The organism is Cellulomonas humilata (assembly GCF_030814415.1).
GTDB classification, from domain to species: domain Bacteria; phylum Actinomycetota; class Actinomycetes; order Actinomycetales; family Cellulomonadaceae; genus Cellulomonas; species Cellulomonas humilata_A.
Genome location: NZ_JAUSVB010000002.1, coordinates 544850 through 558600 on the forward strand (window position 1 = coordinate 544850; position 13751 = coordinate 558600).

Here is a 13751-nt window from a genome sequence, read left to right on the forward strand (position 1 = left end):
GACCGCGGCCTTCCGCGGGGGCATCGAGAGGGGCTCCTGCGAGGGGAACGGCTGCGGACGCCAGGAACCCGCAGGCCGACGGTCAACCCCTGCGCCGGGAGTCCCACATCGCGAACGGCGGAGGAGCCGGGGCTGCGCGTCTCAGGCGCGCAGCACCTGCACCCCGGTGCGCTCGAGCTCGGCGACGACGGGGTTCTGCGGGTCGGCGTCGCTGACGATCCCGGCGACCTCGTCGAGCCGGAGAACGGGGAACGGGGATGCCGCGCCGATCTTCTCCTCGCTGGCCATGACCCACGTCTGCGCGGCCCGGCGCGAGAGGGTGCGCTTCATCGCGGCCTCGTCGGCGTCGCCCGTCGTCAGGCCGGTGTCCGGTCGTACGCCGGTGACGCCCAGGAGGAAGAGGTCGGCGCTGATCAGGGCGGCCGCCTCGGCGGTGGCGGCACCGGAGGTCACCACCGAGTGCTTGAACAGCCGGCCGCCCAGGAGGAAGACCTCCGCCGGGTGGTCGACGAGCGCGACGGCGATGGTCGGGCTGTGGGTGATCACGGTGAGCCCGTCGTCGCGCGGCAGGGCACGGGCGACCTCGAGCGCGGTGGTGCCGCCGTCCAGGATCAGCGTGCTCCCCGGCTGGACCAGCTGGAGGCACGCGGCCGCGACGCGCTGCTTGCTGCTCGTCGCGATCTCCTGCCGACGCGCATAGCTCGCCGCGGCGGGCGCGACCGGGATCGCGCCGCCGTACACCCGCTGGCACAGCCCGGCGACCGCGAGCTCACGCAGGTCGCGCCGGATCGTGTCCTCGGACGTGTCCAGCTCGGTCGCCAGGTCCTTGGCGACGAGCCTCCCGTCGACGCGGAGCCTGTCGAGCAGGAGCTCTTTGCGTTGCGCTGCCAGCATGCACGATCCTCCGCGATTGTTCCGACTCGTGCATAGTATGCCCTATGACAACTCCTCTGCTGATCCTCATCGCCGGCCCCTACCGCTCCGGGACGGGCGACGACCCGGAGCTGATGGCCCGGAACCTGCGCCGCCTGGAAGAGGCGGCCTGGCCCGTCTTCCGTGCTGGTCACATCCCCATGATCGGAGAGTGGGTGGCCCTTCCCGTGCTGAGCAGCGCCGGTGCGGACGGTCCGCTGAGCCCGCTGGCGGAGGAGGTGATGTACCCGACCGCGGAGCGGCTGCTCCAGCACTGCGACGCGGTCCTGCGCCTCGACGGAGCCTCGACGGGCGCGGACCAGGACGTCGCAATCGCGCAAGAACGAGGACTCCCGGTCTACCGCCGCGTCGAGGACGTGCCCGGGTTCGTCCGCGAGCCGGAGAGCGCGGGAGCGGGACGACCCTGACCGCGTACCGCCCGCCGGGACGGACCGGGGCCGGACGTGCTCGTGCCCGACCGCCGCGGGAGGGCGCGACGGTCGGGCACGGGCAGTGTCAGCAGGTCGAGTTCGTCTGCGTCAGCAGACCGAGCCGCCACGGCAGCTGGTTGTAGTCACCCGACGCGTTGGGGTCCATCCCCTGGTACAGGTACCGGAGGTTGCACGGGCTGATCTCCATCGTCTGGTCCGTACCGGTCCGGACCATCTCGCCGTGGCTGATGTCCTTGGTCCACGCGCCGGCCGGGAACGTGACGTTGGTGGACCGGGCGAACGGGTTGGACTCCGAGTCGGCCAGAGCCGTCCACGAGCCCGTGATCGACGGAGCCGTCCACGACCGGAAGTACCGCTTGCCGTCCGTCCCGATGGCCTCGTGGACCATGAGCCAGCTGGTCTGCCCGGCGACCTTGTAGACGTTCACGGCTTCGAACAGCCGGAACCGGTCGGAGTCCTGCATCGCGATCACCGTGTTGGTGAACCCGTTGGGGAAGCTCGACAGCGACGTCTCCGACCGGTACAGGTGGCCGTTGTCGTCGGACGAGAACAGGTAGCACCTCGACGTGTCGCACACCGTCCAGAAGTCGACCCAGTAGCCGTTGCCGATGTTGTCGCGGATGATCTGCGGCTGCGAGGAGTAGAAGTTCTTCGGGGCCGACCATGACGACGGGTCGGAGATGGTCGACGTCGTCGAGTACGAGCCGCCGGCACCGGTCTGGTAGACGAGGTACCAGAGGTTCTGCGGCGCGAAGAAGAACACCTGCGGTGCCGCCCGGTAGCCGGTGCCGATGGCGGACCGGTCGAGGTAGTAGGGCGTCGCCGACGAGGCCTGGGACCAGTCCGTGAAGCTGGTGTAGATCAGGTTGTAGCCGCCCGCGTAGATGGACGCGAAGACGTGCCACCTGCCGTCCGCGTACACCACGCTCGGGTCCTTCACCGAGGCCGGGTTGTGCGAGCTGTCCGGCTTCGGGCCGATGATCGCCCCGGTGGACGACCACTGGAAGGTCGACGGGAGGGTGCCCGTCGGGGTGGTGGCGGTCGGCGTCGGGGTCGGCGTCGGTGTCGTGGTGGGCGTCACCGTCGGGGTCGGGGTCGGGGTCGGGGTCGAGGTGGGCGTGGGTTCCACGCTCCCGTTGCACAGGGTGCCGTTGAGCCGGAACGTGGTCGGCGCCGGGTTGCCGCCGCTCCAGGAGCCGTTGAAGCCGAAGTCGACCGTGCCGCCCGTGGCGATCCGCGGGTTGTAGTCGACGTTGCGGGCGGTGACCGCGGAGCCGCTCTGCGTCACCGCAGCGCTCCATGCCTGGGTCACGGCCTGGTTGCCCGGGAAGGACCAGGTCAGCGTCCAGCCGTTGATCGCCGGACCGAGGTTGGTGATGCGGACGTTGGCGGTGAAGCCGCTCGGCCACTGGCTCGGTGCGGTGTAGGCGACCGAGCAGCCGGTGCCCGGTCCCGAGGTCGGGGTGGGGGTCGGCGTCGGGGTGGGAGTCGGCGTCGTCGGCGTGGGGGTGGGGGTCGTGGGTGTGGGGTTCGGGGTCGTCGGGTTCTGGGTCGGCGACGCGGCGTTCAGAGTGTCGAGCGTCGAGGTGTAGGCGGCCTTCTTGTTGCCCGATCCGTCGAACAGCAGCGGGGTGCCCGAGGAGCGCCACGAGTCGGAGTCGCGCACGCCCCACACCGTGATGCCGGTGCAGCGCGCGACGTTCAGGCACGCCTGGACGACGCGGCGGTAGTTCTCCGCCTGCGAGGAGCCCGAGCCCTCGATGTCGAGCTCGGTGATCTGCACGTCCACGCCGAGCGCGGCGAAGCTCGAGATCGTCGTCTGGTAGTTGCTCGGCACCGGGCTCTGCGGGTTGAAGTGCGACTGGAGGCCGACGCAGTCGATGGGCACGCCGCGGGCCTTGAAGTCCCGGACCATGTTGTAGACGGCCTGGGTCTTGGCGTGGCTCCAGTCGTCGGTGTTGTAGTCGTTGTAGCAGAGCTTGGCGCCGGGGTCGGCGGCGCGGGCGGCGCGGAACGCGGCCTCGATCCAGTCGTTGCCGGTGCGCTGCAGGTTGGAGTCGCGACGAGCTCCCGAGGAGCCGTCGGCGAAGGCCTCGTTGACCACGTCCCAGGCGTAGATCTTGCCCCTGTAGTACGTGGCGACCTGCGTGACGTGGTTCAGCATCGCGCTACGGAGGGCACTGCCGGACATGTTCTGCATCCAGCCCGGCTGCTGGGAGTACCACGCCAGGGCGTGCCCACGGACCTGCTTGCCGTTGGACCGCGCCCAGTTCAGGATCCGGTCGCCGTTGGTGAAGTTGAACTGGTTCTGGTTCGGCTCCGTCGCGTCCATCTTCATCTCGTTCTCGGCCGTGATCATGGTGAACTCACGGTTCGCGATGGTCGAGTACGTGCTGTCGCTCAGCCGGTTGGCGGCGATCGCGGTGCCGAAGTAGCGACCGCTCTGCGCGGCGGCGGCGCCCAGGGTGCTGGCCGCGGCCTGCGCGGGCATGGCCGCGGCGAGGCCTGTCAGGACCGTCGCGACGGCCAGGGTCGCGGCGACGAGGGCGCGTCGCCCTCGCCGGAGTGTGGTGGTCATGCGGCACCTCTCTTCGGGCGCCTGACGTCGCCGGCAGGCGGGCGGCAACCGACGCCGGCGTCGCAGAGACCGTCCTCGGTCGGTAGTGAGCGTTCACACTGCTCGCGCACGCGACCGTCCTCCAGGCTGCGAAACGATTTACACCGGTGTAGACGCGCGGTCCGACCGACGCGCCACGGCTCTCCGGTATGTTGCGACCGCCGAGGTCACGGTGCTCGCTGCGAGCGGCACACGATCCCGACGCGGCGACGTGAGGAGGGCCTGTGGCGACGATGGCCGACGTCGCGCGGCACGCCGGTGTGTCCGTCAAGACGGTGTCGAACGTGCTCAGCGGGTACCCCCACGTCCGGGACACCACCAAGGACCGCGTGCTGGCCTCCGTCGACGCGCTCGGGTACGAGATCAACGTGACGGCGAAGATCTTCCGGTCCGGACGCAGCGGCGTCGTCGGTCTCGCCGTCCCCGAGCTCGGGCAGCCCTACTTCGGCGAGCTCGCCGACGAGATCCTCGCGGCCGCGCGCCGGCACGGTCTGCAGGTGCTGATCGAGCCGACGGGGTTCACGCGTGAGGGTGAGCTCACGGCGCTGCGGGTGCCCCGTCGTGGCCTCGTCGACGGTCTGATCTTCAGCCCCGCTGCGCTCGTCCAGGCCGACGCGCACCTGCTGGACGCGCTCGGCTACCCGCTCGTGCTGCTGGGTGAGCAGATGTTCTCGCCGAGCGTCGACCACGTCACCATGCGGAACATCGACGGCGCGCGGGCGGCGACCGACCTGCTCCTCGATGCCGGCCGACGCCACATCGCCGTGATCGGCATGCTGCACGCCGAGACCGCCGGGTCTGCCTGGCTGCGCTACACCGGCTACCAGCAGGCGCTCGAGGCACGCGGGATCGAGGTGGACACCCGACTGCTCGGCTGGGCGGACCTGGGGTGGCACCGTGCCAACGGGGCGCGTGCGATGGCCGACGTGCTCGACACCGGCGTACCGGTCGACGGCGTGGTCGCGTTCAACGACGCGCTGGCCATCGGCGCGATGTACGAGCTGCAGTCGCGCGGCCTCGCGATCCCGCAGGACGTCGGGGTCGTCGGCTTCGACGACATCGAGGACTCGCGCTTCTCCGTGCCGACGCTCACCACCGTCGACCCGGGCCGGCGGGAGATCGCGAGCGTCGCGGTCGACATCCTGCGTCGGCGGATGCGTGAGGGGCCGGGTCCGAGCGGGCACAGCGCTCCTGTGCTCTACCTCGCCGGCATGCGGATCGTCGAGCGGGACAGCACGCCGCGACACGACGGCTGACCCGACGGCGGGCTGCCGCCGCGGCACGTCGTCGACGCCGATTGACACGTCTCGCGCGCCTTGCCAGGGTGACGCCTCACGCCGGCCCTACACCGGTGGAGATCTGGCCCCGTCGTCCGCGACGCGGCAGCCTCAGCCGACGACGAGAGGGGGAGGCCGTGCAGCCGGACGCGCAGCCCGCCATCGAGGACGACATCGCCACGTTCCGGTCGGACGCACGGGAGCATGCCCGCCGGCTGCCGCGCGCGCTGCCCCACCTGCCGCTCGGCACCTACGAACGGGTGCGCCTGCCGGCGGACGCACCGCTCGCCGAGCTCATGGTCTACCGACCTGCGGGGGGACCGGACGTGCCGGGGGTGTTCGTCAACCTGCACGGCGGGGGCTTCGTCCTGGGCGACTGGCAGGACGACGACCCCTACTGCCGGTACCTCGCCGACGCGGCCGGGTGCGTGGTCGTGAACGTCGACTACCTGCTGGCGCCCGAGCACAAGTTCCCGGCAGCCGTCCACCAGACCGCCGCTCTCCTGGCGTGGCTGACGGCCGACGCGTCGACGATCGGTGCCGACGGCTCGAGGATCGCCGTCGGCGGGCACAGCGCGGGCGGGAACCTGTCGGCCGCGGCCTGCCTCGTCGCCGCACGCCACGGCGACCCCCAGGTGCGGGGCCTGATCGTCGACTACGCACCGCTGGACCTGGCCACCCCGCCCAGCGCGAAGCTCGCCGACGCCGGCTCCCGCGGCGCTTCCGAGCTCGCGAGCGTGGGCGCTCGCTTCAACGCCTGGTACCTGCCGGCACCGGGGGACGGCTCGGACGAGCTCGCCTCACCGGTCCTGGCGGCGGACCTCTCCCGCCTGCCGCCGACCCTCGTGATCACGGCCGAGCACGATCTCCTGCGCGCCGAGGGTGATCACTTCGCCGCGCGCCTGGCGGGCTCGGGCGTCGTCGTCGAGCACGTCGTCGTCCCCGGCAGCGGTCATGGCTTCACGCACGTCGGCCCCGAGGAGCACGCCGTCGCGGCGTGGGCCCGCATGGCCGACTTCCTGCGACGGGTGCTGGCCGACGAGCGCGCGGGGGAGCGGCCGTGAGGGTGCGGGGCACGCACGTGCTCACCATCGACGCGCTCCTGGGTCCGGTCGTCGACGTCGGCCAGACGCCGACCGGCCACCGTCGCGTGATCCCCATCGTCGGGGGCACGGTGTCCGACGGGATGGTCGGGGTCGTGCTGCCCGGTGGCGCCGACTGGAACCTCCAGCGTCCCGACGGCTCGACGGAGCTCTGGGCGCGCTACGAGCTCCTGCTCGCCGACGGTGCGGTCGTCTCGGTGACGAACACGGCCGTCCACGCGGCCGACGTCCCGGCGCCGATCCTGACGTCCCCGCAGTTCGACGTCGGTGCCGGCGGGCCGGTGGACCTGCGCACGGGGGTCTACGTGGGACTGCTCACGCCGCGTCTGGACGAGGGCAGGGTGCGCATCGAGGTCCATCGGCTGAGTGCGGACCTCTGACCGATCGAGCCGTCCGCTCCCATGGGAGCGCTCCGATACTTGCGCTGGCACAGTCTCACGCTTTATGAGAGCGCGCTCACGACGGACGGCTTCGATATCGATATCGGACTCGTTTACACCGGTGCAGATCACCCGTAAGAGTGGATAAACGTTTCGGAACAGATTTCGAAACTACCGAAGCGCCTTGGGCTCTTGACCCTCTTCTCGCTACCGGTCGAGGGTGTGGCGCCGGCGATCAGCCGACGCATGCACCCCCAGGAGGATCAATGACGACCCCACGACTCAGGCACCGACGCGGACGGCTCGTCGCCGCCGTGAGCGGCCTCGCCGTCACCGCCCTCACCGTGGCGCTGGCAGTCCCGGCTGCGGCCGCGGGCAGCACCCTGCAGGCAGCTGCCGGCGAGAGCGGGCGCTACTTCGGTACCGCCATCGCCGCCAACCGGCTGAGCGACTCGACGTACTCGACCATCGCGAACCGTGAGTTCAACATGGTCACCGCCGAGAACGAGATGAAGATGGACGCGACCGAGCCGAACCAGAACCAGTTCAGCTACGGCAACGCCGACCGGATCGTGAACTGGGCCCGCAGCAACGGCAAGCAGGTCCGCGGGCACGCGCTCGCGTGGCACTCGCAGCAGCCCGGCTGGATGCAGAACATGTCCGGCACCTCGCTGCGCAACGCGATGCTCAACCACGTCACGCAGGTCGCCACGTACTACCGAGGCAAGATCCACACGTGGGACGTCGTCAACGAGGCGTTCGCCGACGGCTCCTCGGGTGGTCGTCGCGACTCCAACCTGCAGCGCACCGGAAACGACTGGATCGAGGCCGCGTTCCGCGCCGCCCGCGCCGCCGACCCCGGCGCCAAGCTCTGCTACAACGACTACAACACCGACAACTGGTCCCACGCCAAGACGCAGGGCGTCTACAACATGGTCCGCGACTTCAAGTCCCGTGGCGTGCCCATCGACTGCGTGGGCTTCCAGGCGCACTTCAACTCCGGCAACCCGGTGCCGTCCAACTACGACGTGACCCTGCGCAACTTCGCCGCGCTCGGCGTCGACGTGCAGATCACCGAGCTCGACATCGAGGGCTCGGGCAGCTCCCAGGCCCAGCAGTACCAGGGCGTCGTCCAGGCCTGCCTGTCCGTCGCCCGCTGCACGGGCATCACGGTGTGGGGCGTGCGTGACAGCGACTCGTGGCGCGCGTCGGGCACCCCGCTGCTCTTCGACGGCTCCGGCAACAAGAAGGCCGCCTACACCAGCGTGCTCAACCAGCTGAACGCCGGCGGGACGACCACCCCGACGCAGAACCCGACGTCCCCGAACCCGACCCCCAGCCCGACCACCTCGACGCCTCCGCCCACCGGTGGCGGCAGCTGCACGGCGACGTACTCCGAGGGTCAGAAGTGGAACGACCGCTTCAACGGCACGGTCACCATCCGGGCGAACTCCAACATCAGCGGCTGGCAGTCGACCGTCACGGTGCGGAGCCCGCAGAAGATCATCGCGACGTGGAACGGGTCCCCGACGTGGGACTCCTCGGGCAACGTGATGACCATGCGACCGAGCGGGAGCGGTGCGCTCTCGGCCGGTCAGACCACGTCCTTCGGGTTCACCGTCCAGCACGGTGGCAACTGGACGTGGCCGAGCGTCACGTGCTCGGCCTCCTGACGGCCTGACGGCAGTCCCTACGGCCGGCGGGGGCGGGTGCGGCACTCCACAGGAGTCGCACCCGCCCCGTCGGTCATCCGGCTGTCTCGCGCAGGAGCACGTCGGCCGTGACGGAGCCGGGCGTCGCCCGCGTCGCGGCCGCCTGCCGGGCACGCCGCTGCAGCACGGCGTTGACCGGGGTCGGCACAGCGTGCAGCCGCCCGAGCAGGACGATCTCGCCGTTGAGGTGGTCGGCCTCGATCGACCCGGTGCCCCGGACCAGCGACTGCCACGAGGATCCGCCGGTGCCCTCCTGCCCAGGCAGGCGGCTCATCATGAAGTCGGCACGCGCGGCGTCGTGCACCGCCTCGTCGAGCACGACGATCCCGGCGGCCTGCAGGACCGCACGGCCCTCGGCATCGGCTCGGGCGGCCAGCTCGCCCGCGGCGGCGTCGCGCGTGGTCCCGCAGAGCGCCTCGACGGCGTTCGCCAGGTTGGACAGCAGCTTGCGGTACTTCCACGCCATCACGTCGGCGGTCACGGGCGCGCGGAGGCCCGCAGCCGTCAGGTCACCGGCGTACGCGGCCAGAAGGTCTGCGTCGACGGACGAGGGGGCGGCCGGACCGATCGTGAGGACGCCCGGCACGGGAGTGCCGCCCGCGGAGACCCGGCCGGGCTCGAGGTAGGTGGCGGGCAGCCAGACGCACATCGCGATGACGCTCGCGAACTGGCGGAGCGCCGCCCGCTCGTTGTCCACGCCGTTCTGCGCGCAGACGACGGGGAGCCGCTCGGCCGCTGTCCCGCCACCGTCCACGGGGCGGTCGGCCCACGCCGTGAGCGCCGCGGCGGTGTCCTGGCTCTTCACGGCCAGGACGAGCACGTCGTCGGGACGCAGCCCGACGTCCTGCGGTCCCGCGGCGGTCGGTGGGTGCACGCGCACGGTGCCGACGGCCGTCGTGACCTCGAGCCCACCCGTGCGCAGAGCCTCCAGCTGGCGGCCGCGGGCGACGAGGACGACGTCCTTCCCGGCACCCGCCAGGAGCCCGCCGATCACTCCGCCGACCGCTCCCGTCCCGATGATGATGTGTCGCACCCGGACACCGTCGCACGACCGGACGAACCGTCGCCTGCGGACGTGGTCGATCACGTCACACTGCCCATCGCTCGGACTCCCGGGACCGGATCGGGCCGCGTGCCTTAGTTTTGGCCCGTGACCGCACCCCTTCCCCCGAGCGACACCGTGCAGGCCTCCACCACGAGCCCCGCCAGCCACGAGGTCCCCGAGCCGCTGCGCAACGACGTCCGGGTGCTCGGCGAGTTCCTCGGCCGGGTGTTGCGCGAGGCGGGCGGCGACGACCTGCTGGCCGACGTCGAGCACCTGCGCGAGCTCGCCATCCGGGCGCACAACGGGCCCGACGCCGGCGCGCTGGCCCAGGCCGAGGAGCTCGTCGCGGGCTTCAGCCTGGCCCGTGCCGAAGAGGTCGCGCGGGCGTTCACCTGCTACTTCCACCTGGCCAACACCGCAGAGGAGTTCCACCGCGTGCGCGTCCTGCGGGACCGCGAGGCCAACCTCCTGCCGCACCACCTGGCGCCGGACGACTCGCTGCCCTCCGCGGTCGCGCAGCTGGCCGACGAGGTGGGGGAGGACGTCGCGCGGCAGCGGCTCGCGGAGCTCGAGTTCCGGCCCGTGTTCACCGCGCACCCGACCGAGGCCCGTCGCCGGGCGGTGTCCAGCGCCATCCGCCGCATCGCGGAGCTCGTCGCGGAGCGCGACCTGCGCTACACGGGCGGGATGTCGCTGGCGGAGAACGACCGGCGGCTGCTGAGCGAGATCGACACGCTCTGGCGCACCGCCCCGCTGCGCGAGGCCAAGCCGTCGGTGCTCGACGAGGTCCGCACCGTCATCAACGTGTTCGAGGCGACGCTCGCCGACGTCCTGCCGGCCGTCTACCGCCGCCTCGACGACTGGCTCCTGGCCGATGCCGCCGGTACGACGGCTCCGGCCGTGCGCTCGTTCGCGCGACTGGGGACCTGGATCGGCGGGGACCGCGACGGAAACCCGAACGTCACCGCCGAGATCACCGAGACCGCCGCGGCGATGGCCTCCGAGCACGCCCTGCTGGAGCTCGAGTCCTCGGCCCGCAAGACCGCGCACGGGCTCACCCTCGACGCCTCCGGCACGCCGAGCTCCGCCGAGCTGAGCGCCCTGTGGCAGCGTCAGCGCGGCCTGTCCGCGGCGCTGGCCGCGCGGATCGCAGGCGACGCCCCCAACGAGCCGCACCGTCGTGTCGTCTACTTCCTGGCGGAGCGCATCGCGGCGACGCGGACGCGCAACGCGGACCTCGGGTACGGCGCCGCGTCGGAGCTCGAGGCCGACCTCGCCGTCGTGCAGCGCTCCCTGGCCGAGGCCGGGGCGACGCGGTCGGCCTACGGCGACCTCCAGCGGCTCATCTGGCAGGTGCAGACCTTCGGGTTCCACCTGGCCGAGCTCGAGGTGCGGCAGCACTCCCAGGTGCACGAGGGCGCGCTCGCGGACCTCGCGAAGAACGGCATCGACGGCACCCTGGAGCCGCGCACGGTCGAGGTCATCGACACGTTCCGCGCGATCGGCGCCGTCCAGCGCCGCTACGGCGTGCTGGCGGCCCGTCGCTACATCGTGTCGTTCACGCAGTCCGCCGAGCACCTCGCCGCCGTGTACCAGCTGGCCGAGATCGCGTTCGCCGGGGTGGACGCGCCGATCATCGACGCGGTCCCGCTGTTCGAGACGTTCGCGGACCTCGAGGCGTCGGTCGACATCCTCGAGGGCGCCCTGGCGCTCCCGCAGGTGCAGCGCCGGCTCGCGGAGAACGGCCGCCGGGTCGAGGTCATGCTCGGCTACTCGGACTCGTCCAAGGACGTCGGCCCCGTCTCCGCCACGCTGACACTGGACACCGCGCAGCGCCGCATCACCGAGTGGGCGCGTCGCAACGACATCGTGCTCACGCTCTTCCACGGCCGCGGTGGTGCCCTGGGGCGCGGTGGCGGGCCCGCCAACCGTGCGCTGCTCGCGCAGCCCCCGGGGTCGGTCGACGGCCGGTTCAAGCTCACCGAGCAGGGCGAGGTCATCTTCGCCCGCTACGGCGACCCGGTCATCGCCGCGCGCCACATCGAGCAGGTCGCCGCGGCCACTCTGCTGGCCGGGGCGCCCTCGGTCGAGCGTCGCAACGCCGCGGCCACCGAGCGGTTCACCGCGCTCGCCGCGAAGCTCGACGAGTCGTCGCGCACCCGGTTCCACGAGCTGGTCAAGGCCCCCGGCTTCCCGCAGTGGTTCGCCCAGGTCACCCCGCTCGAGGAGGTCGGCCTGCTGCCGATCGGCTCGCGTCCCGCCCGCCGCGGTCTGTCGGTCGAGTCGCTGGACGACCTGCGGGCGATCCCGTGGGTGTTCAGCTGGTCGCAGGCGCGGATCAACCTGGCCGGCTGGTACGGCCTGGGCACCGCGCTGGCGGCGACGGACGACCTGGACGAGCTGCGTGAGGCCTACGCCCAGTGGCCGCTGTTCACCACGATGATCGACAACGTCGAGATGTCGCTGGCCAAGACCGACGAGCGCATCGCGGAGCGATACCTGGAGCTCGGGGACCGCGACGACCTGGCGCAGCTGGTGCTCGAGGAGATGGCGCTGACCCGGCAGTGGGTGCTGGCCATCACGCAGAGCGAGGCGATCCTGTCCCGCCGCCGGATCCTCGGCCGAGCCGTGCAGCTGCGCAGCCCGTACGTCGACGCGCTGTCGCTCCTCCAGCTGCGCGCCCTGCGCGGTCTGCGCACCGGTGCTGCACCGGAGCAGGCGGACGACCTGCGCCGGCTCCTGCTGCTGACCGTCAACGGCGTGGCCGCGGGCCTGCAGAACACGGGCTGACCAGAACCGACCCACGGACGGACCCGGCAGACGCCGGGTCCGTCCGTCGTTCTACGGGCCGGTCGGCCCGAACCGTTCCGTGCGGATGCGCTCCGGGTCGTGGCCGAGGTCGACCAGGGTGTCGGCGACGGACTCGACGAACGGCGTCGGCCCGCACACGAACACGTGCGCGCGCTCGTCCGGCGGGAAGCAGACGGCCTCCAGCTGGGCGGCGTCGACCCGGCCGACGCGGCCGGTCCAGCCGTCGGGGCCCTCGCGGGTCCAGACGCGGGTGATCCCGACGTCGCCGCCGAGGGTCTCGAGCTCGTCGGCGTAGATCGCGTCCGTCGGGGTGCGCACCGAGACGACCAGCCGGAACGGCGCCGTGCTCCCGGCGAGCCGTCGCGTGCGCAGCATCGACATGAGCGGGACCAGACCGGACCCGCCGCCGATGAGCTGCACGGGGTGCGGGTCGGCAGGCTGCCAGACGAACCAGTGCCCGACGGGTCCGCGGAGCTCGATCTCGTCGCCCACCTGCAGGTCCTCGGTGAGGTACGGGGACACCTCGCCGTCGTCGACCACCTGCACGGTGAGCGCGATCCGGCTGTCGTGCAGGGCGGGGTCGGGCGGCACGCCGGGCAGTCCCATCGTGCCGGCGGACGCCAAGGAATAGGAGCGCTGCGTCGAGTAGCCGTCCTCCGCGGTCAGCCGGACGTCGACGTGCTGGCCCGCCAGGGCGCCGCGCCAGCCGGGGACGTCGAGCTCGAGCGTCATGGCGGTGGGCGTCTCGGCGGTGCGTGCCACGAGCGTGCCGACCATCCAGGGGAGGGCGTACAGCTCGGTGTCGGGCGAGGTGTCGGTGGAGGTCATGCTCAGTCTCCCCAGTACCGCTGCTCCTTCCAGGGGTCCCCGTAGGCGTGGTACCCGAGCCGCTCCCAGAACCCCCACGTGTCCTCGGTCATCAGGTCGATGCTGCGGACCCACTTGGCGGACTTCCAGAAGTACAGGTGCGGGATGAGCAGCCGGGCCGGGCCGCCGTGCTCGGGGGGCAGCGGGGCGCCGTCGTACTGGTAGGCGATCCAGGCCTTGCCGCCGCGCAGGTCCGCCAGCGGGACGTTCGTCGTGTAGCCACCGTCGCAGTGCGCCATCACGTACTGCTCCTCGGGCGCCACCTCGACGCCGTCGAGCAGCGTGTCCAGCGAGATGCCCCGCCATGCGGAGTCGAGCTTGCTCCACTTGGTCACGCAGTGGATGTCCTTGACGATGTCGTCGTGGGGCAGGTGCGTCAGCTCGGACCACGTCCAGCTGGCGCGCGGCGCCCCGCCGGCGGTGATCGAGAACGTCCACGTGGACAGGTCGGCGCGCGGTGTCGGGCCCGCCGACAGCACGGGGAACCCGCGCTCGAGGTACTGACCGGGCGGGATCCGGGGGTCGACCTCGCGCTTGCCGCGGAACCCGCGGGAGATGATCGCCATCAGGACGCC

General features: G+C 71.8%; 11 protein-coding genes. 6 read left to right on the top strand and 5 right to left on the bottom strand.

The genetic code is table 11. The features are described 5' to 3' along the window. Positions 1-141: 141 nt before the first annotated feature. Complete coding sequence (locus tag J2X26_RS08575; protein ID WP_307491442.1) at positions 142-894, bottom strand: DeoR/GlpR family DNA-binding transcription regulator; 753 nt, start codon at positions 892-894, stop codon at positions 142-144. Between the two features lie 44 nt (positions 895-938). Between J2X26_RS08575 and J2X26_RS08580 the strand changes: the two genes are divergently transcribed. Beyond that, complete coding sequence (locus J2X26_RS08580) at positions 939-1340, top strand: DUF4406 domain-containing protein (protein ID WP_307491444.1); 402 nt, start codon at positions 939-941, stop codon at positions 1338-1340. A gap of 88 nt (positions 1341-1428) precedes the next feature. Here J2X26_RS08580 and J2X26_RS08585 read toward each other — a convergent pair whose 3' ends face one another. Continuing rightward, on the bottom strand, positions 1429-3942 hold the full coding sequence (locus J2X26_RS08585) for a non-reducing end alpha-L-arabinofuranosidase family hydrolase (RefSeq protein WP_307491446.1): 2514 nt from the start codon (positions 3940-3942) through the stop codon (positions 1429-1431). Between the two features lie 272 nt (positions 3943-4214). Between J2X26_RS08585 and J2X26_RS08590 the strand changes: the two genes are divergently transcribed. The 4 genes from J2X26_RS08590 to J2X26_RS08605 all read left to right on the top strand — a co-directional run bounded on the left by J2X26_RS08590 (position 4215) and on the right by J2X26_RS08605 (position 8414). Continuing rightward, on the top strand, positions 4215-5237 hold the full coding sequence (locus J2X26_RS08590) for a LacI family DNA-binding transcriptional regulator (protein WP_307492240.1): 1023 nt from the start codon (positions 4215-4217) through the stop codon (positions 5235-5237). 158 nt (positions 5238-5395) lie between these two features. Next, positions 5396-6322, top strand: coding sequence for an alpha/beta hydrolase (locus J2X26_RS08595; protein ID WP_307491448.1), 927 nt, complete (start codon positions 5396-5398; stop codon positions 6320-6322). After that, a complete protein-coding gene (locus J2X26_RS08600; protein ID WP_307491450.1) occupies positions 6319-6741 on the top strand; it encodes a DUF3237 family protein in 423 nt (140 codons plus the stop codon). Before J2X26_RS08595 ends, J2X26_RS08600 begins: the two co-directional genes overlap by 4 nt. A 266-nt stretch (positions 6742-7007) precedes the next feature. Continuing rightward, the gene (locus tag J2X26_RS08605) at positions 7008-8414 is read left to right on the top strand and encodes an endo-1,4-beta-xylanase (protein WP_307491452.1); all 1407 of its coding nucleotides are present in this window, start codon (positions 7008-7010) and stop codon (positions 8412-8414) included. Positions 8415-8487: 73 nt separating this feature from the next. Here J2X26_RS08605 and J2X26_RS08610 read toward each other — a convergent pair whose 3' ends face one another. Further along, on the bottom strand, positions 8488-9486 hold the full coding sequence (locus J2X26_RS08610; RefSeq protein ID WP_307491454.1) for a ketopantoate reductase family protein: 999 nt from the start codon (positions 9484-9486) through the stop codon (positions 8488-8490). Between the two features lie 117 nt (positions 9487-9603). Here J2X26_RS08610 and J2X26_RS08615 point away from each other — a divergent pair, with 117 nt between their 5' ends. After that, positions 9604-12288 carry a phosphoenolpyruvate carboxylase gene (locus J2X26_RS08615; RefSeq protein WP_439897830.1) on the top strand — a complete coding sequence of 895 codons (2685 nt, stop codon included), beginning with the start codon at positions 9604-9606 and terminating at the stop codon, positions 12286-12288. A gap of 51 nt (positions 12289-12339) precedes the next feature. On the opposite strand, the gene J2X26_RS08620 is transcribed toward J2X26_RS08615, so the two are convergent. Continuing rightward, positions 12340-13137 (bottom strand): ferredoxin reductase, encoded by a 798-nt coding sequence (locus J2X26_RS08620; protein WP_307491455.1) that lies wholly within the window; start codon positions 13135-13137, stop codon positions 12340-12342. Positions 13138-13139: 2 nt separating this feature from the next. After that, on the bottom strand, positions 13140-13742 hold the full coding sequence (locus tag J2X26_RS08625; protein ID WP_307491457.1) for a sulfite oxidase-like oxidoreductase: 603 nt from the start codon (positions 13740-13742) through the stop codon (positions 13140-13142). Positions 13743-13751 lie beyond the last annotated feature (9 nt).

What these genes read in the sequence shown, in the direction of transcription:
- J2X26_RS08575 (WP_307491442.1), bottom strand. Translation starts at nt 894, where the DNA reads ATGCTGGCAGCGCAACGCAAAGAGCTCCTGCTCGACAGGCTCCGCGTC.
- J2X26_RS08580 (WP_307491444.1), top strand. Translation starts at nt 939, where the DNA reads ATGACAACTCCTCTGCTGATCCTCATCGCCGGCCCCTACCGCTCCGGG.
- J2X26_RS08585 (WP_307491446.1), bottom strand. Translation starts at nt 3,942, where the DNA reads ATGACCACCACACTCCGGCGAGGGCGACGCGCCCTCGTCGCCGCGACC.
- J2X26_RS08590 (WP_307492240.1), top strand. Translation starts at nt 4,215, where the DNA reads ATGGCCGACGTCGCGCGGCACGCCGGTGTGTCCGTCAAGACGGTGTCG.
- J2X26_RS08605 (WP_307491452.1), top strand. Translation starts at nt 7,008, where the DNA reads ATGACGACCCCACGACTCAGGCACCGACGCGGACGGCTCGTCGCCGCC.
- J2X26_RS08620 (WP_307491455.1), bottom strand. Translation starts at nt 13,137, where the DNA reads ATGACCTCCACCGACACCTCGCCCGACACCGAGCTGTACGCCCTCCCC.
- J2X26_RS08625 (WP_307491457.1), bottom strand. Translation starts at nt 13,742, where the DNA reads ATGGCGATCATCTCCCGCGGGTTCCGCGGCAAGCGCGAGGTCGACCCC.